This window comes from Streptomyces sp. WM6378 (assembly GCF_001279695.1).
Classification (GTDB): Bacteria; Actinomycetota; Actinomycetes; order Streptomycetales; family Streptomycetaceae; genus Streptomyces.
Genome location: NZ_LGDD01000007.1, coordinates 1 through 24,984, shown reverse-complemented (window position 1 = coordinate 24,984; position 24,984 = coordinate 1). Strand labels below are relative to the sequence as shown.

The following is a 24,984-nucleotide window of genomic DNA, read 5'->3' as shown; positions in this document are numbered from 1 at the left end:
ACTCACCCTCTCGGGCTTTCCTCCGGGCGCTTCCCTTCGGTATTTCGTGTTTCCAGCTTAGCAGATCCGATTTCCGTTTCTGCCACCCGCTGGAGCGGGCTGCCGATTCGTTATTCGCTTTCGCGTTTCCCTTTTCGGCGTTTCCGACTCTATCAGAAGCATTTCAGCCGATCGAATCGACCTCGTTGACTTCAAATGGTGAATCGGAATGGCTCATCACTCGGAAATTCAATTTCCGATGAGAGCGAGAGAGATGTTAGCTAGCGCTCCCGAACTTGTCCAGTTCGAGGCAACCGTTTGAATCTACCTCCCCACTCCGACCGTGTCAACGGTTTTTGTGGGCGAAGAGGACAGTAGCAGGTCAGAGGGGGCGTACGCACATCACGCGGCTGTCGGGAGCTCGGCGCTGCGGGCGGTGGCCTCGATGTCGCCGGCTTCGCCAGCTCGTGCGGCTCGGCCGCCCAGGACGTACACGTACGCAAGAAAGGCCAGTTCGGCGGCTATGCCGACGGCTATTCGAGCCCAGGTGGGCAGGCCGGAGGGGGTTACGAAGCCCTCGATCATGCCGGAGACGAACAGCACCAGGGCCAGGCCGATGGCCATGCCTACGGCTGCTCGGCCCTGCTCTGCGAGGGCTGCGCGACGGGTGCGCGGGCCCGGGTCGACGACGGTCCAGCCGAGCCGCATGCCCGTACCTGCGGCTACGAACACCGCGGTCAGTTCGAGGAGGCCGTGCGGCAGGACCAGACCGAGGAAGGTGTCGAGGCGTCCCGCGGACGACATGAGGCCGATGCCGACGCCCAGGTTGAGCATGTTGAGGAAGAGGATCCACAGGACCGGGATGCCTAGGAAGGCGCCCAGGACCAGGCACATTGCGGTGGCCTGGGCATTGTTCGTCCAGACCTGGGCCGCGAAGGACGCGGCCGGGTGGCTTGAGTAGTACGTCTCGTATTCGCCGCCCGGTCGCGTCATCTGGCGCAGCGCGTCGGGGGCGGCGATCGCGGACTGGACCTCGGGGTGGGTGCCTATCCACCAGCCGATGACCGCGGCGACGGCTATGGAGATCAGGGCCGCGGATATCCACCAGCGGCGCGCGCGGTAGACGGCAGCGGGGAAGCCCTCCGTAAGGAAGCGGGCGGCGTCGCGCCAGGTCGCGCGGCGGGTGCCGGTGACGGTGGAGCGCGCGCGGGCCACCAGCTGTGTCAGGCGGGCGGTGAGCAGGGGGTCCGGGGCGCTGGACTGTATTTGGGAGAGGTGCGTGGACGTGCGCTGGTAGAGCGTCACCAGCTCGTCCGCCTCGGCGCCCGTGAGGCGGCGGCCGCGGTGCAGGAGGTGTTCGAGGCGGTCCCACTCCGTGTGGTGGGCGGTCACGAAGACGTCGAGGTCCATGTTCTGCTGCTGCTCCAGGCACTGGGTGCGTACGGTCCGTACTACTGCGGCGCGCTGCGGGCCAGCTTGGCAGACTGGGTGGTTCGAGGGGTGCGGAAGGCCGTCGTCTGTGGAGGGTGGGGTATCGGGTGAGCGCGCTGGTCACGGGGGATGCGGTCGTACTGGGGCTGCGGCCCGCGCGGTTGCCGAGTAGGGCGCTGGCGTTGGTGATCGACCTGGCCGTGGTGTGGGCGGCGTACATATTGGTCTCGTTGGTCATGTTGTTCGCCACTGCCTCGCTGGATGCCGCTGCCCAGGCTGCGACAGCCGTGGCCCTGTTCGTGCTCGTGCTGGTCGGGGGCCCGATCGCGGTCGAGACGCTGTCGCACGGGCGGTCGCTGGGGAAGCTTGCCTGCGGGCTGCGGGTGGTGCGGGACGACGGGGGGCCGATCCGGTTCCGGCACGCGCTGGTGCGCGGGGCCATGGGGGTCATCGAGATTCTGCTGACGTTCGGTGTCGTCGCCTGCATCGCGTCGCTCGTCTCCGAGCGCGGGCGGCGGATCGGGGACGTCTTCGCGGGGACGCTGGTCGTACGGGAGCGGGTGTCGTCGGGATGGACCGCGGCCGTTCCGCCTCCGCCGCCGTGGCTGGTGGGGCGGTTCGCCGGGCTGGACCTGTCACGGGTGCCGGACGGGCTCTGGCTGGCGGTGCGCCAGTACTTGACGCGTATGCGCCAGCTCGACCCGCAGGTGAGCTGGACGATGGCGGTCCGCCTGGCAGAGGACGTGGCGGCCTGTACAGGAGCGCCCCTCCCGGAGGGGGTGCCGCCTGCGGCCTATCTGGCCGGTGTGGTGGGCGAGCGCCAGGTTCGGGACGCACGACGGGCGTTCGGGGTGGGGCAGGCTGCTGCCGGTGGCATGGGGGCGGGGGTTCACGGCGGGGGGTCTGGGCCCGTTTCTGGGGCGGTCTTCGGCTCGCCGGCGGCGGTTGCTCCGCCTGGGTTCGTCAGTCCCGCTCCGGCTTGGGGTTCGGGCGCCGGATCGCGCCTGGCCGCGGACCCGGCTGCGGCTTCCGCCTCGGCCAGGCTGTCGGCTTCGGGCGGTGCCGCTGAGCCAGCTGGTTCCGGGGAGCCGGGGGCCGAGGTTGGGAACAGCGCTGGATCTCCCGCGCGTCCGACGGGATTCGCGCCGCCTGCCTGACGGTCGCCTGCCTGATGGTAGGGCCGGGGTTGGGTCGCGGGCGATGGAGGGGAAGGTGCCGGGCCGAGTAGGACTTCGGCGCTCGGGCGCCAGGTGGCGAACGCCAGGTGCCGGACGCTCCCGGGCTACGGCGTGGGAAACGTCGACGGTGGGGATTCCAGGGATTCCAGCTCGATGCCGGGGGCCGCGAGGACTACGTCGCCGACGATGTGGACGGTGTGCTGCTCGCCCGTGTCCAGGGCGCTGACCTGGTACTCATCAACGGTCAGGGGGCCGTTGTCAGTGGCGTGCGCTTCACTTTTCTTCAGGGCCCAGGACTGGTCGATCGTTCGGGGGGCGAGGACCGGGTCCGTGAAGGCGACGAGGCGGACGCGCGTCGTCGGGAAGTGGGGGGTGAGGCGGAGCAGACGGGAGGTGGCGACGAGGAACGCGGGGGAAGTGCCGGAGAAGGCGTGGGCGCGCACATTGCCTTCGGTGGCATGGGTCCCGGAGGGGTCCGTACGGACCCAGGTGACGCCGTCGAGCGCGGCGCCTCGTACCTGCCAGGCGGCGGCATGGAGTTCGAGGCGGATCGGGCGGCCGAGTTCGTCCAGTGCGAGGTCTACGGAGCCCGCGTGGTCTCCGGAGGGGGTGGTGAGCTGGGAGACGTAACGCCAGCCGGAAGGGCCCGGCGCGCAGTGGAAGTGTTCTTCGCCAAGAGGGGTGTGGTCGTGGGGATCGTGAAGCGAATATCGGCCGCGGGGCATGGGATCTCGGGGTCCTCGGAAGTCGGGCGCTGACTCGGTGTGGGGGGGGCGGTACGGGGCAGGCCCCCGTCACGGGGGTGCGGGGGCCTGCCTCAGTACCGATGACGTACCGGGTGCCGATGAGTACGGGGTGCCCATGACGTACCGGGCCGATGACGTACCGGTGGAGCCTGACGTACCGGTGGAGCCGAGTGCCGGTGGCGGCTGAGCCGGTGATGCCGTCAACTCCGAGGACTACAGGGGCCGTTGGGCCCGACGCCCTGCGGTCCTCGGGGTGTCGGTGTCAGGGGCTCAGTAGCGGTAGTGGTCCGGCTTGTACGGGCCCTCGACCTCTACGCCGATGTACGCGGCCTGCTCCGGGCGGAGCTCGGTGAGCTTGACGCCGAGCGATGCCAGGTGGAGGCGGGCGACCTTCTCGTCGAGGTGCTTGGGCAGCACGTAGACGTCGGTCGGGTACTCGGACGGCTTGGTGAAGAGCTCGATCTGGGCCAGCGTCTGGTCCGCGAAGGAGTTCGACATGACGAAGGAGGGGTGACCGGTCGCGTTGCCGAGGTTCAGCAGACGGCCCTCGGAGAGGACGATCAGGACCTTGCCGTCGGGGAAGGTCCAGGTGTGCACCTGGGGCTTGACCTCGTCCTTGACGACGCCCGGGATCTTGGCCAGGCCGGCCATGTCGATCTCGTTGTCGAAGTGGCCGATGTTCCCGACGATCGCCTGGTGCTTCATCTTGGCCATGTCCGCGGCCATGATGATGTCCTTGTTGCCCGTCGTGGTGACGAAGATGTCCGCCTTGTCGACGACCTCGTCCAGGGTCGTGACCTGGTAGCCGTCCATCGCCGCCTGGAGCGCGCAGATCGGGTCGATCTCGGTGATGATCACGCGGGCGCCCTGGCCGCGCAGGGACTCCGCGCAGCCCTTGCCCACGTCGCCGTAGCCGCACACGACGACGGTCTTGCCGCCGATGAGGACGTCGGTGGCGCGGTTGATGCCGTCGATCAGGGAGTGGCGGCAGCCGTACTTGTTGTCGAACTTGGACTTCGTCACGGCGTCGTTCACGTTGATCGCCGGGAACAGGAGGTCGCCGTCGCGCATCATCTCGTACAGACGGTGGACACCGGTGGTGGTCTCCTCCGTCACGCCGCGGATCTCGGAGGCGAGCTGGGTCCACTTCTGGGGGTTCTCGCCCAGGGTGCGGTTCAGCAGGGTGAGGATGTGGGCGTACTCCTCGGAGTCCGCGGTCGAGGGGTCCGGGGCCGCACCGGCCTTCTCGAACTCGACGCCCTTGTGGACCAGGAGGGTGGCGTCGCCGCCGTCGTCCAGGATCATGTTCGGGCCGCCGGTGGGGGTGTTCGGCCAGGTCAGCGCCTGCTCCGTGCACCACCAGTACTCCTCAAGGGTCTCGCCCTTCCAGGCGTAGACCGGGACGCCGGCGGGGGCGTCCGGGGTGCCGTTCGGGCCGACCGCGATGGCGGCGGCGGCGTGGTCCTGGGTGGAGAAGATGTTGCAGGAGGCCCAGCGGACCTCGGCGCCGAGGGCGACCAGGGTCTCGATCAGCACGGCGGTCTGCACGGTCATGTGCAGCGAGCCGGTGATGCGGGCGCCGGCCAGCGGCTGCGTGGCGGCGTACTCCTTGCGGATCGACATCAGGCCGGGCATCTCGTGCTCGGCGAGGGTGATCTCCTTGCGGCCGAAGGCGGCGAGGGAGAGGTCGGCGACCTTGAAGTCCTGGCCGGCGCCGGTGGCGTCAGTCGTCATGGCTGGCTGCTCCTCGTGGGTTGGTGGCGAGGGTGGGTACGGCTGGTCTGCGGGCGCGGCGATGGGCATGGGAGTGCCCGAACGCGCTCGCAGCGCAGTCCGTCGGAGGCCCTCTCTCCCTCGGCCGGGTCCATGCGGGACCGACCGACCGCCATCAGCAGCGACGTCTGGCTCTGGTCACGAATCTACACCGATCGGCCGAGCGCGCCCCAGCGTGCCCGGCCAATAGCCTCGGCCGGAAATCGGGACCAGAGTCCGGGCGAACCGGGCCTAACGGACTTTTGATCTGGCCCTTACCTGGTGGAGGATGCTTGGGTCGGCCCGACTCGGGATACGAGCGGACCGTACGCACGATCTGCGCGACGAGGCGCGAAGCGTTAGGAGACCCCCACGTGACCAGTCCGGCTAGCGAGGGGCAGCGGAAGTTGAAGCTGCTCGCGGTGACCGCCTGTCCGACCGGCATCGCTCACACCTACATGGCCGCCGAGAAGCTGGCCCAGGCTGCGGCGGCGCTCGGCATCGAGATGAAGGTGGAGACGCAGGGCTCCATCGGGGCCGAAAACGTACTGGATGACAACGATGTCAGAGAGGCCGACGGGATCATCATCGCGGCCGACAAGGACGTCGCGCTCGATCGGTTCGTCGGCAAGAAGGTGCTGAGCGTGCCCGTCGCCGACGGCATCCACCGGCCTGAGCAGCTCATAGAGCAGGTGCAGAGCGCGGCTGTGCACGCAGGGGGCCATGGCCTTCCGGCCGGCGGTGGCGGCGGTGCGGGCGGCGGCAAGGAGCGCAGTGCTGCGTACAAGGCGCTGATGAACGGCGTCTCGCACATGATCCCGTTCGTGGTGGTCGGCGGTCTGCTGCTCGCCGTCTCGATCGCGCTGGGCGGGCACACGACGGCCAAGGGCATCGAGTTCGACAAGGACTCGTTCTGGTTCTACGTCAACACGCTCGGCACGCTCGGCTTCAAGCTGATGCTGCCGATCTTCTCTGGCTACATCGCCTTCGCCCTCGGCGACCGGCCCGCGCTCGTGCCGGGCATGATCGGCGGGTTCCTGGCGTACGACGGGGTGACCATCTACGGCGCCGACGCCAACGCGGGGTTCCTCGGGGCGATCGCGACGGGCTTCCTCGCCGGGTACCTGGTGCTGTGGATCCGCAAGGTCAAGGTGCCGAAGTTCGTCCAGCCGATCATGCCGATCATCGTGATCCCGATCGTGTCGACGCTGGCGTTGGGGTTGTTCTACATCTACGTGATCGGGCAGCCGATCTCCTGGGTGTTCACGCATCTGACCAGCTGGCTCAACGGCATGACGGGGTCCAGTGCGATCGTGCTCGGCGCGCTGATCGGGCTCATGATCGCGTTCGACATGGGCGGGCCGGTCAACAAGACGGCGTTCCTCGTCGCGGTGGGTCTGATCGGCACGAACAACGCCGTCATGGGCATGGCCGCCGCGGCCATTCCGGTCATGCCGCTCGGCCAGGGCCTGGCCACGCTGCTGCGACGCAAGCTCTACACCGACCAGGAGCGGGAGACCGGTATCGCGGCGCTGTTCATGGGCTTCTTCGGCATCTCGGAAGGTGCGATTCCGTTCGCCGCGGCCCGTCCGGCCCAGGTCATCCCCGCGAACATGCTGGGTGGTGCGGTGGCCGGTGCGGTGGCCGGTGTGGCCGGGGTGACGGACTCCGTTCCGCACGGCGGGCCGATCGTTTCGCTGTTCGGGGCCGTGGGCGGGGCGGCGATGTTCTTCCTGGCCATCGCCATCGGTACGGCTGTCACCGCGCTGACCACGAATGCGCTGATCGACGTCAAGGAGCGGAAGGGGCGGCGGGGCGAGGCCGGGACCGCTGCCCTGGTCCCTGAGCCTGCTCTGGCTGGTGTGGCTGTCGGTGCGGGTGGTGGCACGGGGGCGGGTAGTGGCATGGGTGCAGGCGGTGGAACGAGTGCGGGCGGTGGCACGGGCGCCGGTAGCGACGGTGCCACTGCCCTGGCCGTACAGGCCCCGGAGCGTTCTGGCTCCGTTGCTGCCCCCGAAGTGCTCTCCGGGTACCTCACCGCCCAGACCGTAAAGGTTCAGCTCGCCTCGCACGACAAGGACGCCGCGATCCGGGAGATGGCCGAGATGCTGGCCTCCACCGGGAACGTACGGGACGTCGACGAGCTCGTGCGGGTCGCGCTGGCCCGGGAGGCTCAGGGGACGACCGGGCTCGGCGAGGAGATCGCCATTCCGCATGCGAAGACCGATGCGGTGTCCGTGCCGACCGTGGGGTTCGCACGGTCCGCCGAGGGCATCGAGTGGGGGTCGCTCGACGGGACTCGGGCCAAGCTCATCTTCATGATCTCCGTGCCGGAGGCTGCGGCGGGCGATGAGCACCTGCGGATTCTGGCGTTGCTGTCCCGGAAGTTGATGGACACGGGGTTCCGGGGGCGGTTGGCCGAGGCGGGTGACGCGGCGGCGGTGCTGGAGGTGCTGGGGGAGATTCAGTAGGCCGTGGGGGGGGGCTGGGGTGGGATTTCTCCCCGCCCCGCCCCTTCCCGAGACCCTCCGGGGGTGTTCGTTCGGCTGTCGGCTGGTGGGTGGTGAGTGGGTGCCAGGGCTCTGGCTCGGCCCCGCCCGCTCCCGGACACTGGAGGGGCTGAGTTTGCCACCCCCGTGAGAAGGCCGCCTCCCGGACGAACATTCGTCGGCCTCGGCACTGTGGTGGGGAGGCTGGCCCTCCGGTTGGTGCGTAGGGCCGGAGGGGCTGGGTTTTGCTGGGTGGGGGTGGGGTCGTGTCCCGGAGGGCGGGAAAGAGGGCGCGCCCCTCCCCGGGCGCTCAGCGGCCGCCCGGCGTTGCCTTCGGGTCGGGGCCCGCTGCCGCTTCCTCCGCGCTGTAGATGTCCGGCTCCAGGTAGATCACCCTGGCGATCGGGACGGCCGCGCGGATGCGGGACTCTGCCTCATTGATCGCGGTGGCGACCTCCTGGGCCGTGTCGTCGTGCTGGACGGCGATCTTGGCAGCCACCAGGAGTTCCTCGGGGCCCAGGTGGAGGGTGCGCATGTGGATGACGGCGGTCACCGTGTCGCCGTCCACGATCGCTGCCTTGATCTTCGCCACCTCGTCCGCGCCCGCCGACTCGCCGAGCAGCAGCGACTTGGTCTCCGCCGCCAGGATGAGGGCGATCAGGATCAGCAGGATGCCGATGCACAGCGTGCCGATGCCGTCCCAGACGCCGTCGCCCGTCGCCAGCGCGAGGCCCACGCCGAGGAGGGCCAGGACCAGGCCGACCAGCGCGCCGAAGTCCTCCAGGAGGACGACGGGGAGTTCGGGTGCCTTCGCCCGGCGGATGAACTCCTTCCAGGACAGGCCGCCCCGGGTGACGTTCGATTCCTTGATCGCCGTACGGAACGAGAAGCCCTCCGCGATGATCGCGAAGACCAGCACGCCGACCGGCCAGTACCAGGCCTCGATCGCGTGCGGGTGCTGGATCTTCTCGTAGCCCTCGTAGACCGCGAACATGCCGCCGACCGAGAACAGCACGATCGAGACCAGGAACGCGTAGATGTAGCGCTCGCGGCCGTAGCCGAAGGGGTGTTGCGGCGTCGCCTCGCGCTGGGCCTTCTTGCCGCCGAGCAGCAGCAGGCCCTGGTTGCCGGAGTCGGCGAGCGAGTGCACGCTCTCCGCGAGCATCGACGACGAACCGCTGAACAGGAACGCCACGAACTTCGCCACCGCGATGGCGAGGTTGGCGCTCAGCGCCGCCACGATGGCCTTGGTTCCGCCTGACGCGCTCATGGAGTTGCCGTCTTCCCTTCGTCGGTTGCCCTCTGCGGGGGCCGGCCGATGCCGGACCCCGCGGCGGCACATTGTTACATCAGGCAACCACCGTGGCGCGGAACACCGTTCCCGTACCGGACAGTTCGGACTCCTCCTCGGCCGGTACGAATACGGACGCACCCGGGGTCAGTGTCAATCCCCCGACCGAGGGGCTGCCCGCCGTGCAGAGGACGATCTGCGGGGTCTGGGCCGTCAGTTCGGTGGGGGCGGCGCCCTCCGCCCGTACGAAACGGGACAGGCGGAACTCGTCGATCGGGGTCTCGTACAGCTCCTCCCCCGCCGCCGACGCCTCGGGGCGCAGCACGCCCGGGTCGGTCGGCTCGAAGCGTACGACCCGGAGCAGTTCGGGGACGTCGACATGTTTGGGAGTCAGGCCGCAACGAAGGACGTTGTCGGAGTTGGCCATGATCTCCACGCCCATGCCGCTGAGGTAGGCGTGCGGCACCCCGGCGCCCAGGAACAGGGCTTCGCCGGGCTGGAGTTGGACGTAGTTGAGCAGCATCGCCGCGATCACACCCGGATCGCCGGGGTAGTGGTGCGCGAGGGAGGCGTACGCCGCGTACTGCGTGCCGCCCAGGTGTTCGCACGCGGCGGCCGTCTCGGTCACCGTCGCCGCCATCTCCTCGCGGTCGGCGGTCAGTACCGCGGTGAGGACCTCGCGCAGGGCCGCCTCGACGGGGTGGGCGCGCAGCAGGTCGACGTACGGCTTGAGCGAGTCGACCTCAAGCGCGGCCAGGGTCTGCGCGGCCTCCTCGGGCGTGCGGAAGCCGCACAGTCCCTCGAAGGGCGTGAGCGCGCAGATCAGTTCGGGCTTGTGATTGGCGTCCTTGTAGTTGCGGTGCGGGGCGTCGACGGGGACCCCGGCCTGCTCCTCGGCCTCGTACCCCTCCTTCGCCCGCGCGAGGTCGGGGTGCACCTGGAGGGAGAGGGGGGCGCCGGCCGCCAGGACCTTGAGCAGGAAGGGCAGACGGGGGCCGAACCGGGCCACGGCCGCGCGGCCCAGCTCACCCGCCGGATCCGCCGCGATCACGTCTGACAACGATGTCGGCCCTGTGCCGCGGTCGAGCCGGGACGGGGCTCCGGGGTGGGCGCCCATCCACATCTCGGCCTGGGGCTCGCCGCTGGGGGCGGTGCCGAGGAGTTCCGGGATGAGGGTGGTGGAGCCCCAGGCGTAGGGACGGATGGTGTTGGTGAGACGGTCCATGGGTCGTCCTGTGTTCTCTTTCGGGTTCCGGAAGACGGTTCCGGGAGACGTTCGTTCCACATGCGGGGCTTGCCGAAGGCTTCTGGCTTCCCGGGGGTGGACTGACGGTGGCAGGCGCCCTGTCCCTGGGCAGACCCCGGCCGCGCGGCGCGGGCGGGGTCAGGTCGACGCGATCGTCAGGTACACGGTCGCGAAGTCGGTGATGGCGAGGAGCTCGGCGAGGCATTCGAGCTCGCTGCCCTCCTCGGGTTCGAGCTCGCTGACCGGGGTGTCGTGGCTCAGCGCGAGTTCGCGGGCGGCGGGGGCGGCGGAGAGACCGCCCGTGGGCCGGTCGCGCAGCAGGACGACGCGGGCGTGCAGCCGCTCGGGCTCCTCCACCCGGTCGCGGAAGAAGTCGTCCGGGTCGGCGCCGGCCGCGAGCGAGCCCGCGAGCAGCACGCCGTGCGCGGGCAGCGCCTCGGGGAGTTCGGCGGCGAGCGCGGGGTGGCCGGACAGCTCGCTGAGCACGGCGGCGAACCTGCGTCCGGCCGGGGCCGCGCCCAGGCCTTCGGTCCAGATGAGCGGGAGCGATTCGGCGAGCTCGGAGGCGAGCGTCTTCGCGGGGTTGCTGTACGTCGCGATCGCCGGGCCGCAGCGTTCGGCGGTGCGGTCCAGGCGGGCGGCGACCTTCTCAATGGTCTCGGGGGGCGCGCTGAGCAGCCCAACCCGGTCGAGGAGCGCGAGCAGGGGCGTGAAGAGCGACCACAGGGCGCCCGGGCTCGCGGCGGACAACTCCGCCTCGTCGGGCTCGAAGGGGGCCGACGCCATCGGCACGACCAGGCCGTGCACCCCGTCCACGGCCTCTGCCAGCGGGGAGCGCTGCGGGGCGACCGCGACGACGTTGCATCCCCTGCGGTAGGCCTGCTCGGCGAGGAGCGCGAGGCCCGGCTCGGTGCCGTCGGTGGTGGTGATGAGCAGCAGGTCGACGGAGCCCGCCCAGCCCGGCAGGCTCCAGCGCAGGGCGCCCGCGGCGGGGGCGACGCCGGTCGACTCCAGGCGGGTGACCGGTGCGGACGCGCCCGCGAGCGCCGTGATCAGGTCGGCCACGCCCGCCGCCGCGGTGCCGGGGCCCGCGATCAGGACGGACCGGGGGCGGCCCTCCGGCTTCAGCTCGGCGATGCCGGCCTCGGCCGCGTGCCGGGCCGCGGTGCGGACGCGGGCGCCCGCCTCCGCCGCGCCGCGCAGCAGCCCACGGCGGTCGGCCCTGGCGAGGGCTTCCGGTGCATCGAGCAGCGACTCGTCGAGCATGTAGGTCGGCCTCCGGCTCTGGCTTGGCGGGTTACCGGGAGTGCGCGGGCGGGGCCCGCACCCTGCTTACGCGGGGCGGCGGGCCTCGTCCACCAGGAGGACCGGAATGCCGTCGCGCACGGGGTAGGCGAGGCCGCAGTCCTTGCCGGTGCAGATCAGCTCGGGCTCGTCCGCCGAGGTCGCGTCGCTGAGCGGGGCGTGGCAGGCCGGGCAGGCGAGGATCTCGAGGAGGCCGGCTTCGAGCGGCATGGGGTTCCCTTCGGCGAATCTTCGTTCCGTACGCGTCCGGAACGCGCGCGGGGGTCGGGCCAGGTCAGCCTACCGCCGGGGTGGGCGGGGTGCGTGCCCGGTGAAGGGAGTGGGGTGCGGGGGCCGCTGGGGGCTTACACACGTTGGGAGGGGCCCGGGGCCACCGAGGTTGTTCACACGCCGACCGGCGTGGGCAGCCCGGACGCCCACGCCCGTCGGAAGCCGACCCCGGGTGCGCCCCGGTCGGGCCTGCCTCAGCCCCGGACGATTCCCAGGACCTCGTCCCGCACCTTCGCCATCGTCGGCACGTCGCGCGCCTCGACGTTCAGGCGCAGCAGCGGCTCGGTGTTGGAGGCGCGCAGGTTGAACCACCAGTCCTGGGCGGTGACGGTCAGGCCGTCGAGCTCGTCCAGGGTGAGGCCGGCCTGGCCCTCATAGGCGGCGCGGACGGCGGCCGCGCGGCCCGCCTGGTCCTCCACCGTGGAGTTGATTTCGCCCGAGCCCGCGTAGCGGTCGTACTGGGCGACCAGGGCGGAGAGGCTGCCCTGCTGTCCGCCCAGCGCGGCCAGCACGTGGAGCGCGGCCAGCATGCCGGTGTCCGCGTTCCAGAAGTCGGCGAAGTAGTAGTGCGCGGAGTGCTCGCCGCCGAAGATCGCTCCGGTGGCCGCCATCTCCTGCTTGATGAAGGAGTGGCCGACGCGGGTGCGGACGGGGGTGCCGCCGTTCTCGCGGACCACCTCGGGGACGGACCAGGAGGTGATCAGGTTGTGGATCACGGTGCCGCCGGGGTGTCGGGCGAGCTCGCGGGCCGCGACCAGGGCGGTGATCGCGGAGGGCGAGACCGGCTCGCCCCGCTCGTCGACGACGAAGCAGCGGTCGGCGTCGCCGTCGAAGGCGAGGCCGAGGTCCGCGCCCTCGGCGATGACGCGGGCCTGGAGGTCCACGATGTTCGCCGGGTCGAGCGGGTTGGCCTCGTGGTTGGGGAAGGTGCCGTCGAGCTCGAAGTACATCGGGACCACGTCGAGGGGCAGGCCTTCGAACACGGTGGGCACGGTGTGCCCGCCCATCCCGTTGCCCGCGTCGACCACGACCTTCAGGGGGCGGATGGCCGACAGGTCGACGAGGGACAGGAGATGGGCCGCGTAGTCCGTCAACGTCTCGCGCTCGCCGATCGTGCCCGCCTCGGCCGCCGGGGCCGGGCCGCCCTGCTCGGACCACCGCTCGACCAGCTCGCGGATCTCGGCGAGGCCGGTGTCCTGGCCGACCGGGGCCGCGCCCTTGCGGCACAGCTTGATGCCGTTGTACTGGGCCGGGTTGTGCGAGGCGGTGAACATCGCGCCCGGCAGGTCCAGCGCGCCGGACGCGTAGTAGAGCTGGTCCGTGGAGCAGAGGCCGATGAGCGTGACGTCCGCGCCCAGGGCGGCCGCGCCTCGCGCGAAGGCCGCCGAGAGGCCGGGCGACGAGGGCCGCATGTCGTGGCCGACGACGATGGCGTCCGCCTGCGTCACGGTGACGAAGGCCGCGCCGAAGAGCTCGGCAAGGGACTCGTCCCACTGATCCGGCACCACTCCGCGGACGTCGTACGCCTTCACGATCTGCGACAGATCAGCAGCCACGGCCCAACCTTCCCTGATGTCGTCGACGGCGTCCTCCCCGGGGCGCCGACCGGGCTCCCAAACTACCCGCCGCCACCTGTGCGCCGGCCACAGCTTCGGTGGACCCGGGCAGACTGCGTCAACTCGGCCGCGACACCTGCGGGTTGCGGGACGGCTGCGGAGCCGGAAGCGGGAAACCCGCTGAGCCGGGGTCAGGATTCGGGCGAGGGCAGGACGCGCAGATGGCCTCGGCGGCCGACTTCCGCCGGGTCCGCCGCACGCGCTCCGCCGGCATCGGCGGAGCGCTCCTGGGGACGCGCCGCCTCCCGGACGGCGTTGGCGAGCGCCTCCAGGTCGTCGCCGCTGGGGCGGGCCGGGGCGGAGGCATCCGTCAGGCGGACGACCTCCCAGCCGCGGGGCGCGGTCAGGCGCTCGCTGTGCTCGGCGCACAGGTCGTAGCAGTGGGGTTCGGCGTAGGTGGCGAGCGGACCGAGAACTGCGGTCGAGTCCGCGTAGACGTACGTCAGTGTCGCGACGGCAGGGCGGCCGCACGCGGTGCGCGAACAGCGACGTACAGGGCTCACGACGTTGGACGGTACCGCACTCTTGACCGGGCCGCGACGACTCTCCACCAGGTCACTCCCCCGTGTCGCGGTGTGAGCTCTGGCACAGGAGGTGTCCGAGCAACTGCGCTGACCTGCACGGGAACAGAGGGCCACGGGCGGTTACCGCCCTTGTGCCGACCGCCACTTGGGAACGATTCGGTCAAACGACGCGAAATCCTAGGTGTCGGACGGGCCGGTAACCGCTCTCATGCGTGGCCGAAATGGTCATCCCGCGACATGCCCGCGACATGCGGTCCCCGGGGCCGCCGCCGCGATCGCCACCGGCTCCGGAGGGCTACGCTGCGTCAGTGATGGACAGCTCCAGCTCAGCCGAAGGTACTGGCTCCCGATCGGGGCCCCGGCGCCGCGACCGGCACGGCCGTGGCATGCGCGGACCCGTGGCGCCGCCCCAGGTGCCGCTCTCGGCCAGCAGGGCCGAGACCTTCCGCGATCTCGTACTCGACTCCGTGGAGCGCCTGGAGCGGCGCTGGCCGCAGCTGGCGGAGGTGGAGTTCCTGGTCACCGACGTGCCGTTCAAGGACGCCCCCGGCACCGCGGACGACGACGGGGAACCGGCGGCCTGGAGCGACGAGGCGGTGCCGCTGGGCCGTGCGCTCCCGGCGGGCAAGGACCACCCCGCCCGGATCCTGGTCTACCGCCGGCCGGTCGAGATCCGTACCAAGAACCGGGACGAGCGCGCCCTGCTCGTCCACGAGGTCGTGGTCGAGCAGGTCGCCGAACTCCTGGGTCTGGCACCGGAGTCGGTCGACCCGCGGTACGGGCAGGACTGAGCCCTCTCGTTCCTTCTACAGGGCCTACTTCTCCAGGACCGAGAGGTCTTGGGAGGCGGCCGGCACCGCGACCGTGCCCTTGTCGTCGGCCAGCGTCTGCACCGTGAACATCGGGACGCCGTCCTGCGTGATCGCCAGCGTGCGCGAGGCGTAGACGGGCCCGCCGTTCGGATCGGGCTCGACGGTCAGCGCGTACGAGCCCTTGAGGCCGGAGGGGACCTGCGGGTCGACGACGAGCGTGGTGCCCGCCTTCACGGTGTACGTCTTGGACTGGGGCTCGCCGGCCTCGGTGCCCGCGGAGGAGGTGACCTTCACCGTGGCGTCCTTGGTGCCCGGCGCGGTCAGCGCGAGCGTGGTGGCCTTGTCCCGGTTGTCGGTGACCGTCGCGCGGTTGCCGACCGGGTTGGTGGCCGGGATGAAGGCGATCTCCTGCTTGTCACCGGTGCCACGGACCACGCGCAGCGCCGCGACGACCGGAGTGCTGCCGTCCGCATCCGGGGTGAGCAGAAGGGAACCCGCCTCGCCCCTGGTGACGTTCTTCAAATCAAAGGACGCCGTCATCCCCGATTTCACGTGGACGGTGTCCAGCCCCGCCGGTGTGAAGCTGCCCCCCTTGCCCATCAGCTTCACCTTGAGGTCCGCGTCGTCCGCGCCCTTGGCGTGCACGATCAGGCGTACGTCGGTGGCGTCGCCCGGGATGCCCGGAAGCACCTGGGAGGCGGCCGCGTCCGCCGACGCGGGCAGCCAGTCCGCGCCCGCCTTCGCGTCCGTGGCCTGCACCACCGCGCCGACCCGGCCCGCGCGGGTGGAGACATGCACCGTCAGATCGTCCGCCACCGTGCCGGTCAGTGTGGAGAGGAGAACGGGAACGCTCGACTTGGCGGGGATCGTGATGCCCTCGCCGATGTCGGCCTTGACGGGACCGTCCTTGCCGAAGAGCTCGATGTCGGCGACGGCCGCGGTGTCGTCCGGGTTGGTCAGGTGGACGTAGTCCTGGCGGTCCTTGGCCGTGGACGCGCCGGGGAACCAGAAGTCGGCATCCGGCGCCGTGCAACTGGTGCCGAGCAGGGCGCGCCCGACGCCGCCGGTGATCTGGGTGGTCTGCTGGGCGGCCCAGCCCGGCGCGAGGAGGCCGTCGGCGGAGCCGGTGAGGGCGGGTGCGTCGGCGCCGGACGCGGTGGCGGCGACCGGCTTGCCGGGCTCCTTCAGGGAGATGACCGGCTGGCCGGAGGCGGGCTTGTCGGCCGGCTTCTTGTCCTTGCCGTCCTTGCCCTTGCCGTCCTTCGCCTTGTCGGTCGAGGCGGCGGGCGAGGGCGCGCCGGTGTCGGCGGGCGGCGGCACCGCCGGGTTCAGCACGGCCGTGCCCGGCTTGCCCTGCGGGCCGCCCGCGGCGCCCTTCGGGGTGAACGCGGTGTACGTCGTCTGGGCCAGGTCGGAGTTGCTGGGCGCCGGGCACAGCAGGCTGGAGCGTTCGACGGGCAGCCGGGCCGGGGACTTGGCGCCGGTGTCGGTGGAGCCGCCGGGAGCCGTGAGCGAGGCGAAGCCGGTCAGCGCCGCGAGGGCGACGGCCCCCGCGGCGAGGGAGAGGGTGGTGCGCTTCACTGCTGGCTCCCGTCGGGGCGGTGCGGCTGCTGCTCGGGCTGCTCGGGCGGGTATCCGTAGCCGTACGGGTCGTAACTCCCGTCCGGCGGCAGCGGCCGGCCCTGCGGCTGCTGGTAGGGGTCGTACGTCTGCTGCCCGTGCCCGTCGACGTACTGGCCCTGGCCGAACTGGCCGTCGGTGCCCGGGACTTGGGGGTACGTGGCCTCGGGGTAGTGCTGTTCGGGGTACGGGACCTGGGCGTACTGGCCGTCGGGGTACTGCTGGTAGCCGGGGTACTGCTGCTGGTACGGGTCGTACTGCTGCTGCGCCTGCTGGTCGTGCTGGGTGGGGTCGGCGGCCGGGGAGGCGGTGGCGTACTGCGCCGCGTCCCACTCGTCGTACGCCGGCTGCTGCGGGATGTCGGCCTGCTCGGCGGGCTGCCCCTCGCCGGGGGGCTCGGCCTCGGCCTGGGCGCGGAGCCTGCGGGCCCGGCGGCCCTCGCCCGCGACGGGCTGCGCGGGGACGGCCGCCAGGGCCTCCTCCGCCTCGGGCAGGTCGTCGTCGATCTCGCGGCGGCGGCCCGGCAGGGCCAGCACGAGCAGGACGAGGGCGAGCGCGGCCTGGATCCAGATCCAGGCGGCGTGGGTGAACGGGGCGTCATAGGTGACGTCCAACTTGCCCGCGTCCGCCGGGAGTTCGAAGCCCTGGGCCCAGCCGTCCACGGTGGTCTTCTTGAGCGCCTTGCCGTCGAGGGTGGCAGTCCAGCCGGGGGCGGACTTGTCGGCGATGCGCAGGACGCGGCCGGCCTCACCGGCCGGGACCTTGGTGTGGATGTCGACGGGGTCCGCGGCCACCGGCAGGCTCTCGCCGCCCTTGGCCGGGACGATCACGGCGCGGGCGACCTGACGGTCGACCCGCCACAGCGCGCTGCCGTCGAGCTGGCTGAGGCGGCTGAGGCCGGGCGTCGAGTCGAGGGTGCGGGCGAAGGAGCGGGGCGCGCCGTCGCGGACCAGCACATAGCGCACGGCATAGCCGCTGAGCTGGGTCGACTGGTCGGCGCCGGAGCCCGCGACGAGGTTGGAGACGACCTTGCCGAGCCCGGCGTCGCCTCCTGAGGACGCGGCGAGTTCGGCGTCGCCGAGCTGGGCGCCCGAGCCCCTCACCAGCGTGTACGCGACCTTGGCGGGCGAGGTGCCGCCGAGGACCAGGGTGCGGGCCTGGTCGCGGGTGCCGCTCTCCTCGGCGACGAACGCCGGCACCTGCACGGGATCGCGGCGCTCCAGCGGGCCCGCGGCGCCGCCGATCATCCAGTTCGCCGCGCAGTACACGGGACCGAGGGCGGCCGCGAGCGCGATCAGCGCGGCGACCGGCTGGCGCCAGCCGAAGCCGTGCCCGGCGACCCGGGTCCGGCCGTTCTCGGCGCCGAGTGCCCCGGCGGCGAGCAGCGCGAGCCCGTACACGAGGGTCGCGGGGCCCGCCCAGGCGCTGTGGTTCGACAGGATCGCGAAGAGGAAGCCGGTGAGTGCGACGGCCCAGGCGGTGCGGATCGCGAAGGTGCGCTCCGAGCGGAGCAGCGCCGCGAGCGCGGCCCCGACGAAGCCGATGAGCACGAGCCCGCCGACCGTCTTGGCCCCGCCGGGGCTCGCCCCGAGCAGGTCGAGCGCGCCGGCCGAGCCGTCCCCGTACTCCAGGCCCGCTTCCCTCAGGAAGCCGGACGGGCCGGTGACCAGGGTCAGCGACCAGGGCGCGAGCATCAGGAGCGGGGTGCCGACGGCGGCCAGGAACCGCAGCCCGTACGCCCCGATGTCGCCCCGGCGCAGGGCGAGCACGCCGATGCCGAGCAGCACCGCGACCGGCCACACGACCGGCGTGAACGCCGTCGCGATGGTCAGGAGCAGCGCGTACGTCCAGGTGGCGCGCCAGCTGCCGCGGGTGCCGTCGCCGCTGAACCCGGCGGCGGACACCCCGGCCCGGCCGATCAGCGGCAGCAGGATCGCGAGGACGGCGGTGCCGAGCCGGCCTGCGGCGAGCGCGCCGGTGGCGGCGGGCAGGAAGGCGTAGGCGATGGCCGCCCAGGCACGCAGCTGGCGGGACGCGACGAGCGGGCGCGAGGCGAAGTACGCGGTGAGCCCGGCCAGCGGGACCGAGCAGACCAGGAGCAGGGTCAGCGCGAAGCCGGTCGAGCCGAAGCAGAGCGCGGACAGCACGGCGATGATCGCGAGGTAGGGCGGCGCGGTCTGGGTGTCGCCGGCGCCGATGGGGTGCCAGGCGTCGGCGTAGCGACCCCACAGGTCCCCGATGTGGTCGGGCGCGGGCAGCAGGGCGCCGCCCATGAGGGTGCCACCGCCGAGCAGATCGCGGCACGCGACAAGGGAGACCAGCAGCAGGAGCGCGAAGAGGACCGGCGCCGGTTTGCGGGCGATCTTCTTGAGGCGGGCGAACTGCTCGATCTCCAGGAAGTCGGCGTCGTCCCCGCCGGGTCCGGATTCGACGGTGCCGTGCCGGGAGCCGCCGGTGTCCTCGGTGCCCGCGCCGAGGCTGCCCGCCACGGATTCGACGGTGGCGCGGATGGTGGCGCCGGGCGGCGGGAACAGCGGGCGCAGTTCGCTCGCCTCGACGCCGCTCTTGCCGCGCTTCTTGCGTCCGGCGAGGATCCGGCCGGGCCGCAGCAGGGTGGCGGAGAGGCCCATGACCTCGTCGACGGCCTGCCCCGGCACCTTGCCCACGAGGTAGGCGACGGTGCGCAGGAGCGTGCCGATCACGATGCGGAGCAGCACGTAAGGGAGCAGCGCGGGACGGGAGTTGACGAGCATGGTGTAGACGGCGCCCGCCTTGTCGACCCGGTGCGGGTTGACGACCGAGCGGCCCGCGCAGTCGACGGTGCGGCGTTCGCGGGCCGCCGCCTCGGCGTGGCGGACCGCGGCGTCGGGGGCGACGAGGACGGTGTGCCCGGCGTCGTGGGCGCGCCAGCACAGGTCGACGTCGTCGCGCATCAGCGGCAGCCTGCGGTCGAAGCCGCCGAGCTCGTCCCACACGTCGCGGCGGATCAGCATGCCCGCCGACGACACGGAGAGCACGGGCCGGACCTGGTCGTGCTGGCCCTGGTCCTGTTCGCGCCGGTCCAGGCCCGTCCAGCGGCGCCCGCTGTGGGCGATGGAGACGCCCACTTCGAGGAGTTGCTTGCGGTCGTACCAGCCGCGGAGTTTGGGGCCGATGATCGCGGCATGGGAGTTGGAGTCGGCGACGCGGAGCAGTTCGGCGAGCGCGTCGGGCTCGGGCGCGCAGTCGTCGTGGAGCAGCCAGAGCCACTGCACGGGCTCGCCGTGCGGGAGTTCGGGCAGGTCGTAGCTGTCGTCGCGCCAGGTGCGCGAGACCGGGTCCCAGCCGCTGGGGCGCTTCAGATAGGGGAGTTCCTCGGGGCCGAGCACGGGTGCGGTGCGGGCGGCCTCCTCGACGGCGGTGCCGAATCCGGTGCGGCGGGCGAGGTGCAGGACGCGTTCGGCGCCGAGCGCCTCGGTGACCAGGCGGGCGGAGTCGTCGGCACTGCCGGTGTCGGCGGCGTACGCGTTCTGTACGGGGCGTTCCTGGCCCAGGAGTCCGGCCAGGACGTCGGGGAGCCAGCGTGCGCCGTCGTGCGAGACGACCACGGCGGTGACGACATGTCGGGGGAACTCGGGAGTCGCGGCCGCCTCGTACGGGGCCGTCGACTGGCTGTGCACGGACATCGAGGTACGGGCCCCTCCGCCCCGGAAGGCTGCTGTGCTGACTGCGGTAGGCGCGGCCGGTGTCGTGAGACGGGCTCTGACGTGACCGGAGTGCCGTGGACAGCGCCCCACACTAACGGCTGCCACACAAACGGTCCGCCGCCTGCGGACGGGGCGCAGAGGACGGACCGTTGGTTGTGTACGGAGTTGGGCGGTTTGGGCCCCTGAGGGCGGTCGCCGGGGGTCAGACGGCGGGCTCCTGAAGGCCCCTTGTCGAGGCCCTCCCTCAAGGGACTTCGGACGGTTCCGAGGGAGTTCAGACGGCTGCCTTCTTCAGGCGGCGGCGCTCGCGCTCGGACAGGCCGCCCCAGATGCCGAACCGCTCGTCGTTGGCGAGGGCGTACTCAAGGCATTCGGAGCGCACTTCGCAGGCGAGGCAGACCTTCTTGGCCTCCCTGGTGGAGCCGCCCTTTTCGGGGAAGAAGGATTCGGGGTCGGTCTGGGCGCAGAGTGCCCGTTCCTGCCAGCCGAGCTCCTCTTCGGCCTCGTCGACCAGCAGTTCCTGAAACAGCTCGGTCATGTGCGCCCCTCGTCTGTCTTTTGCTGCCCCGTGATGTTGCCGTTACCGAATCCGGCTGAACGACACGAGTGAAATTACAAGTGCGCGGATCCGGGCCAGTCAAGCCGAGATCTGCTATTGAGCCTGGTATTCACTCTGCGGAACCAAGGCTTTGCGGAAAGTGTTCAAATCGGTAAAAAGGTGACGCCTGCCGCTGGCCCACACCGACACCCCTCCTCACCGGTCCGCCCGACTCGCGCTCGACTGCGACTACAGAGGAGGACGAGACGAGTGTTGATCTTGTTGCGTCCGCACCCGGAAAGCGGCCCGGATCACATTCGGATCACGAGAAGGCAACGGCGTTTGGTTGCACAGTTGCTGCGCCACATCTCCCGCCCCACGACTGCACAAACCTTTCTCCGGCTCCAGTAACCGGATGAGGTGAAACATTGCCGCCAAATCGGGCATTGGGTTGACAACAGACCCACAACCCGGTCTCCTGGATCGCATGTCCGTGACCGCAGCGCACCGAGCGACCCACATCCGTGGGTTCCGCAGCGCTGTCCAGGCACGCTGTTGCTGTTCCAGCTGTTGATCCCGCACCTCCCGCGCCACGTGCGATCCAGCTTCTCCCCTCGCCTCCCCTGAGACGCCACGCGTCCGCTCCGGGCAGCCGCCGTCTCCGCGAGACACCTCATCTGCGACACCCCAGCACTTCTGCCGAGGAACCCCCGCACCATGAACAGCAGCCACAGCGACCTGCAGATCGCCGGCGACATCCTTGAGGTCCAGCACCTCCTGCAGCCCGCCCGCGAGCACCCCGCCACCGTCGCCGAGTTCGCCGGACTCGCCCGCTCCATCGCCGCCGACCGCTCCCAGTGGGCCCACCTCGTCCAGTACGACGCGGTCTCCCGCTGGTACCACCGGCTGCGCACGGGGCCGGGCTACGAGGTCTGGCTCCTGTCCTGGGTGCCCGGCCAGGGCAGCGGCGCCCACGACCACGGCGCGTCCTCGGGCGTACTGACCGTCCTGGCCGGCGAGCTGACCGAGCACACCGAGCGCGGCGTACGGAACCTGGGCGCCGGAACCCAGCGGGTCTTCGCGCCGGGCTATGTGCACGACGTCGTCAACGACTCCCTGGAACCGGCCGTCAGCCTGCACGTCTACTACCCGGGCCTGACCGACATGCCGATGCACGCCAGCCAGAGCTCCTCCCCGGCAAGCCAGGATGTCGTACCCGCCTGACAGACTGTCGGCATGCGCATTGTGGTCTTGGCAGGCGGCATCGGTGGTGCCCGCTTCCTCCGTGGTCTGAAGTCCGCCGCCCCCGACGCGGACATCACCGTCATCGGCAACACCGGCGACGACATCCATCTGTTCGGCCTGAAGGTCTGCCCCGACCTCGACACCGTGATGTACACCCTGGGCGGTGGCATCAACGAGGAGCAGGGCTGGGGGCGTACCGACGAGTCCTTCACCGTGAAGGAGGAGCTCGCCGCGTACGGGGTCGGGCCCGAGTGGTTCGGGCTCGGCGACCGCGACTTCGCGACGCACATCGTCCGTACCCAGATGCTCGGCGCGGGCTACCCGCTGAGCGCCGTCACCGAGGCGCTGTGCGCCCGCTGGCAGCCCGGCGTCCGGCTCATCCCGATGTCCGACGACCGCGTCGAGACCCACGTGGCCATCGACGTTGACGGCGAGCGCAAGGCGGTCCACTTCCAGGAGTACTGGGTGAAGCTGCGGGCCTCCGTGGACGCGCAGGCCGTCGTGCCCGTCGGCGCCGAGCAGGCCAAGCCCGCGCCCGGCGTCCTCGAAGCGATCGCCGCGGCCGACGTCATCCTCTTCCCGCCGTCCAACCCGGTCGTCTCGGTCGGCACGATCCTGGCCGTGCCCGGCATCCGCGAGGCGATCGCCGAGGCCGGCGTGCCGGTGGTCGGCCTCTCCCCCATCGTGGGTGACGCCCCGGTGCGCGGCATGGCCGACAAGGTGCTCGCCGCGGTCGGCGTGGAGTCCACGGCGGCCGCGGTCGCCGAGCACTACGGCTCGGGGCTGCTCGACGGCTGGCTGGTCGACAGCGTGGACGCCGGCACGGTCGCGCGGATCGAGGAGGCGGGCATCCGCTGCCGGGCCGTGCCGCTGATGATGACGGACCTGGACGCGACGGCCGCGATGGCCCGCGAGGCCCTCCGCCTTGCGGAGGAGGTCCGCGCGTGAACCCTTCCTTCCGGGTGTGGGCGCTGCCGGGGCTGCCGGAGGTGCAGGCCGGTGACGACCTGGCGAAGCTGATCGCGGCGGCCGAGCCCGGCCTCGCCGACGGCGACATCCTGCTCGTCACCTCGAAGATCGTCTCCAAGGCGGAGGGCCGGATCACCGAGGCCGCCGACCGCGAGGCCGCCATAGACGCCGAGACGGTACGGGTGGTGGCCCGGCGCGGCACCCTGCGCATAGTCGAGAACCGGCAGGGCCTGATCATGGCCGCGGCCGGCGTCGACGCCTCCAACACCCCTGCCGGGACAGTGCTGTTGCTGCCCGAGGACCCGGACGCCTCGGCGGCCGCGATCCGCGCCGGGCTGCGCGACGCGCTCGGCGTCGAGGTCGGCGTGATCGTCACGGACACCTTCGGACGGCCCTGGCGCAACGGGCTCACCGACGTGGCGATCGGCGCCAGTGGCGTACGCGTCCTGGACGACCTGCGCGGCGGCACGGACGCGCACGGCAATCCGCTGAGCGCGACGGTGATCTCGCTCGCCGACGAGCTGGCCGCCGCGGGCGACCTGGTGAAGGGCAAGGCCGGCGGCCTTCCGGTCGCCGTGGTCCGCGGGCTCGGCCACCTCGCGGGCGAGGGCTCGGCCCGCGAAATGGTCCGCGCCTCGGTCGACGACATGTTCCGTCTCGGCACTTCGGAGGCGGTACGGGAGGCGGTCACCCAGCGGCGTACGGTACGGGCCTTCACGGCCGAGCCCGTCGACGCGGGCGCGGTACGGCGCGCGGTGGCGGCGGCGGTCACCGCGCCGGCCCCGCACCACACGACGCCCTGGCGGTTCGTGCTGCTCGAATCGGAGGAGTCGCGCACGCGGCTGCTCGACGCGATGCGGGCCGCCTGGATCGAGGACCTGCGCCGCGACGGCAAGTCCGAGGAGTCGATCGCCAAGCGGGTCGCGCGGGGCGAAGTCCTGCGCGCCGCGCCGTACTTGGTGGTGCCCTGCCTGGTGATGGACGGCTCGCACAGCTACGGCGACGCCCGCCGCGACGGCGCCGAGCGCGAGATGTTCGTGGTGGCGGCGGGCGCGGGGGTCCAGAACTTCCTGGTAGCCCTGGCGGGCGAGCGGCTCGGCTCGGCGTGGGTGTCCTCGACGATGTTCTGCCGCGATGTCGTACGCGACTCCCTCGACCTGCCTCCCCATTGGGACCCGATGGGTGCGGTGGCCGTGGGGCACGCGGCCCAGCCGCCGAAGGAGCGCCCGGCGCGGGAGGCCTCGGCGTTCATCGAGGTGCGCTGAACTCGCCTACAGCGGGGCGATGTCGCGGGGCTGCATGCGCGGGGCCCGGCGCTCCGGGGTGCGGCCGCTGAGCAGGATCAGGCGGGCGGCCCGGTGGCGCTGGCCCGCGTACGGTTCGAGCAGGGCCAGCATCTCGGCGTCGTCGGCGTTCCGGTTGCCCGCGAGGGCGTGGCCGATGATGCCGGGCAGATGGAGGTCGCCGACGGTCACCAAGTCGGCGGCGCCGATGGCCCGTTGGAGGGTTTCGGCGGCCGTCCACGGGCCGATGCCCGGGATGAGCTGGAGCCGCTCGGCGGCCTTCGGCGGGTCCAGGGTGGCCGCCTCCTCCATGCGGCGGGCCACCCGCACCGCGCGCATGACGGCGTCCGAGCGCTTGGAGTCGACGCCGGCCCGATGCCACTCCCAGGACGGGATCAGCGCCCAGGTCCTCGCGTCGGGCATGACGTACATCCCGTCGGGGGCGCCGGGGGCGGGCTCGCCGAACTTCCGGACGAGGAGCCGCCAGGCGCGGTAGGCCTCGGTCGTGGTGACCTTCTGTTCCAGGACGGAGGGGATCAGGGATTCGAGGACCAGTCCGGTACGGCTGAGGCGCAGGCCGGGTCGCCTGCGGTGCGCCTCGGCCACGAGGCGGTGGCGGGGCGTGAAGGCGCCGGGGTCGTCCAACTCCCCCAGCAGCGCCGGGAATTGCTCAAGCATCCACTCCGCACCCTCGCCCCACGCCTCGGCGTGCGCGGTGCCGTTCCGGGCGGTCACTCGCAGGGTGGCGGGGCCGACGGGGGTCCTCGACGTGCGCCATACCGCTCCGTCGGGGGTGGTGCGGTAGGTGGGGTCCGCGGGGCCGCGTCTGAGGGGGCCGAGGGTCAGGGGGAGATCGAGGGGCCCCTCTGCCGGCGCCCAGGCCCGGGTCCGCCCTGCCGCGCGGGGGGCGGGGATGGGGCATCCCGGAGCGTGGTTCCCCGGGTCGCGGCCCGATGGGTCGCCGAGGGTGCCATCGGGCGGGTGGGGGCCCACGCGAACTTCCG

The 24,984-nt window shown here is 71.7% G+C and carries 20 protein-coding genes; 7 read left to right on the top strand and 13 right to left on the bottom strand.

Annotated features, from left to right (window positions below):
- The coding region (locus ADK54_RS47130; RefSeq protein ID WP_234391883.1) for a hypothetical protein at positions 1-242 on the top strand (242 nt) is incomplete at its 5' end.
- A 139-nt stretch (positions 243-381) separates the two neighbouring features.
- Here ADK54_RS47130 and ADK54_RS02255 read toward each other — a convergent pair.
- Positions 382-1,389 (bottom strand): stage II sporulation protein M, encoded by a 1,008-nt coding sequence (locus ADK54_RS02255; protein ID WP_053723775.1) that lies wholly within the window; start codon positions 1,387-1,389, stop codon positions 382-384.
- A 128-nt stretch (positions 1,390-1,517) separates the two neighbouring features.
- Here ADK54_RS02255 and ADK54_RS02250 point away from each other — a divergent pair, with 128 nt between their 5' ends.
- Positions 1,518-2,567 carry an RDD family protein gene (locus ADK54_RS02250; protein ID WP_053723774.1) on the top strand — a complete coding sequence of 350 codons (1,050 nt, stop codon included), beginning with the start codon at positions 1,518-1,520 and terminating at the stop codon, positions 2,565-2,567.
- 125 nt (positions 2,568-2,692) lie between these two features.
- Here the strand turns inward: ADK54_RS02250 and ADK54_RS02245 are convergent, their stop codons facing one another.
- Together ADK54_RS02245 and ahcY are read right to left on the bottom strand one after the other, a co-directional pair.
- Positions 2,693-3,313 (bottom strand): hypothetical protein, encoded by a 621-nt coding sequence (locus tag ADK54_RS02245; protein WP_053723773.1) that lies wholly within the window; start codon positions 3,311-3,313, stop codon positions 2,693-2,695.
- A gap of 291 nt (positions 3,314-3,604) precedes the next feature.
- Entirely contained in the window at positions 3,605-5,068 is a 1,464-nt protein-coding gene (gene ahcY, locus ADK54_RS02240; protein ID WP_053723772.1) for an adenosylhomocysteinase, read from the bottom strand.
- Positions 5,069-5,460: 392 nt separating this feature from the next.
- On the opposite strand from ahcY, the gene ADK54_RS48490 reads away from it, so the two are divergent.
- On the top strand, positions 5,461-7,557 hold the full coding sequence (locus ADK54_RS48490) for a fructose-specific PTS transporter subunit EIIC (RefSeq protein ID WP_053723771.1): 2,097 nt from the start codon (positions 5,461-5,463) through the stop codon (positions 7,555-7,557).
- Positions 7,558-7,885: 328 nt separating this feature from the next.
- Here ADK54_RS48490 and ADK54_RS02230 read toward each other — a convergent pair whose 3' ends face one another.
- From ADK54_RS02230 to ADK54_RS02205, 6 genes are all read right to left on the bottom strand, one after another.
- Positions 7,886-8,845: a cation diffusion facilitator family transporter gene (locus tag ADK54_RS02230; RefSeq protein ID WP_053723770.1), complete on the bottom strand. Its 960-nt coding sequence runs from the start codon at positions 8,843-8,845 to the stop codon at positions 7,886-7,888.
- A gap of 79 nt (positions 8,846-8,924) precedes the next feature.
- Entirely contained in the window at positions 8,925-10,091 is a 1,167-nt protein-coding gene (gene manA / locus ADK54_RS02225) for a mannose-6-phosphate isomerase, class I (RefSeq protein ID WP_053723769.1), read from the bottom strand.
- A 159-nt stretch (positions 10,092-10,250) separates the two neighbouring features.
- Positions 10,251-11,378 carry an SIS domain-containing protein gene (locus ADK54_RS02220; protein WP_053723768.1) on the bottom strand — a complete coding sequence of 376 codons (1,128 nt, stop codon included), beginning with the start codon at positions 11,376-11,378 and terminating at the stop codon, positions 10,251-10,253.
- A gap of 66 nt (positions 11,379-11,444) precedes the next feature.
- Positions 11,445-11,627, bottom strand: coding sequence for a Trm112 family protein (locus ADK54_RS02215; RefSeq protein ID WP_053723767.1), 183 nt, complete (start codon positions 11,625-11,627; stop codon positions 11,445-11,447).
- 254 nt (positions 11,628-11,881) lie between these two features.
- Positions 11,882-13,243, bottom strand: coding sequence for a phosphomannomutase/phosphoglucomutase (locus ADK54_RS02210; RefSeq protein WP_053723766.1), 1,362 nt, complete (start codon positions 13,241-13,243; stop codon positions 11,882-11,884).
- Between the two features lie 191 nt (positions 13,244-13,434).
- Positions 13,435-13,854, bottom strand: a complete 420-nt coding sequence (locus tag ADK54_RS02205) for a DUF3499 domain-containing protein (protein ID WP_053723765.1) — start codon at positions 13,852-13,854, stop codon at positions 13,435-13,437.
- 221 nt (positions 13,855-14,075) lie between these two features.
- Between ADK54_RS02205 and ADK54_RS02200 the strand changes: the two genes are divergently transcribed.
- A complete protein-coding gene (locus ADK54_RS02200; protein ID WP_398875885.1) occupies positions 14,076-14,618 on the top strand; it encodes a metallopeptidase family protein in 543 nt (180 codons plus the stop codon).
- A gap of 24 nt (positions 14,619-14,642) precedes the next feature.
- Here ADK54_RS02200 and ADK54_RS02195 read toward each other — a convergent pair whose 3' ends face one another.
- The 3 genes from ADK54_RS02195 to ADK54_RS02185 form a co-directional block, all read right to left on the bottom strand.
- The gene (locus tag ADK54_RS02195; RefSeq protein ID WP_053723763.1) at positions 14,643-16,220 is read right to left on the bottom strand and encodes a DUF5719 family protein; all 1,578 of its coding nucleotides are present in this window, start codon (positions 16,218-16,220) and stop codon (positions 14,643-14,645) included.
- Positions 16,217-19,924 (bottom strand): glycosyltransferase family 2 protein, encoded by a 3,708-nt coding sequence (locus tag ADK54_RS02190; RefSeq protein ID WP_053723762.1) that lies wholly within the window; start codon positions 19,922-19,924, stop codon positions 16,217-16,219. Before ADK54_RS02190 ends, ADK54_RS02195 begins: the two co-directional genes overlap by 4 nt.
- 295 nt (positions 19,925-20,219) lie before the next feature.
- On the bottom strand, positions 20,220-20,483 hold the full coding sequence (locus ADK54_RS02185; RefSeq protein ID WP_053723761.1) for a WhiB family transcriptional regulator: 264 nt from the start codon (positions 20,481-20,483) through the stop codon (positions 20,220-20,222).
- 717 nt (positions 20,484-21,200) lie between these two features.
- Between ADK54_RS02185 and ADK54_RS02180 the strand changes: the two genes are divergently transcribed.
- The 3 genes from ADK54_RS02180 to ADK54_RS02170 are packed head-to-tail and all read left to right on the top strand — an operon-like array spanning position 21,201 to position 23,962.
- A complete protein-coding gene (locus tag ADK54_RS02180; RefSeq protein ID WP_053723760.1) occupies positions 21,201-21,707 on the top strand; it encodes a cysteine dioxygenase in 507 nt (168 codons plus the stop codon).
- A 12-nt stretch (positions 21,708-21,719) separates the two neighbouring features.
- The gene (cofD, locus tag ADK54_RS02175) at positions 21,720-22,676 is read left to right on the top strand and encodes a 2-phospho-L-lactate transferase (protein ID WP_053723759.1); all 957 of its coding nucleotides are present in this window, start codon (positions 21,720-21,722) and stop codon (positions 22,674-22,676) included.
- Entirely contained in the window at positions 22,673-23,962 is a 1,290-nt protein-coding gene (locus tag ADK54_RS02170; RefSeq protein ID WP_053723758.1) for a coenzyme F420-0:L-glutamate ligase, read from the top strand. Before cofD ends, ADK54_RS02170 begins: the two co-directional genes overlap by 4 nt.
- 6 nt (positions 23,963-23,968) lie before the next feature.
- On the opposite strand, the gene ADK54_RS02165 is transcribed toward ADK54_RS02170, so the two are convergent.
- Positions 23,969-24,973 (bottom strand): DNA-3-methyladenine glycosylase family protein, encoded by a 1,005-nt coding sequence (locus ADK54_RS02165; RefSeq protein ID WP_420717256.1) that lies wholly within the window; start codon positions 24,971-24,973, stop codon positions 23,969-23,971.
- Positions 24,974-24,984: the final 11 nt, after the last annotated feature.

What these genes read in the sequence shown, in the direction of transcription:
- ADK54_RS02190 (WP_053723762.1), bottom strand. Translation starts at nt 19,924, where the DNA reads ATGTCCGTGCACAGCCAGTCGACGGCCCCGTACGAGGCGGCCGCGACT.
- cofD (WP_053723759.1), top strand. Translation starts at nt 21,720, where the DNA reads ATGCGCATTGTGGTCTTGGCAGGCGGCATCGGTGGTGCCCGCTTCCTC.
- ADK54_RS02200 (WP_398875885.1), top strand. Translation starts at nt 14,076, where the DNA reads ATGCGGTCCCCGGGGCCGCCGCCGCGATCGCCACCGGCTCCGGAGGGC.
- ADK54_RS02230 (WP_053723770.1), bottom strand. Translation starts at nt 8,845, where the DNA reads ATGAGCGCGTCAGGCGGAACCAAGGCCATCGTGGCGGCGCTGAGCGCC.
- ADK54_RS02185 (WP_053723761.1), bottom strand. Translation starts at nt 20,483, where the DNA reads ATGACCGAGCTGTTTCAGGAACTGCTGGTCGACGAGGCCGAAGAGGAG.
- ahcY (WP_053723772.1), bottom strand. Translation starts at nt 5,068, where the DNA reads ATGACGACTGACGCCACCGGCGCCGGCCAGGACTTCAAGGTCGCCGAC.
- ADK54_RS02180 (WP_053723760.1), top strand. Translation starts at nt 21,201, where the DNA reads ATGAACAGCAGCCACAGCGACCTGCAGATCGCCGGCGACATCCTTGAG.
- ADK54_RS02215 (WP_053723767.1), bottom strand. Translation starts at nt 11,627, where the DNA reads ATGCCGCTCGAAGCCGGCCTCCTCGAGATCCTCGCCTGCCCGGCCTGC.
- ADK54_RS02220 (WP_053723768.1), bottom strand. Translation starts at nt 11,378, where the DNA reads ATGCTCGACGAGTCGCTGCTCGATGCACCGGAAGCCCTCGCCAGGGCC.
- ADK54_RS02245 (WP_053723773.1), bottom strand. Translation starts at nt 3,313, where the DNA reads ATGCCCCGCGGCCGATATTCGCTTCACGATCCCCACGACCACACCCCT.
- manA (WP_053723769.1), bottom strand. Translation starts at nt 10,091, where the DNA reads ATGGACCGTCTCACCAACACCATCCGTCCCTACGCCTGGGGCTCCACC.
- ADK54_RS02255 (WP_053723775.1), bottom strand. Translation starts at nt 1,389, where the DNA reads ATGGACCTCGACGTCTTCGTGACCGCCCACCACACGGAGTGGGACCGC.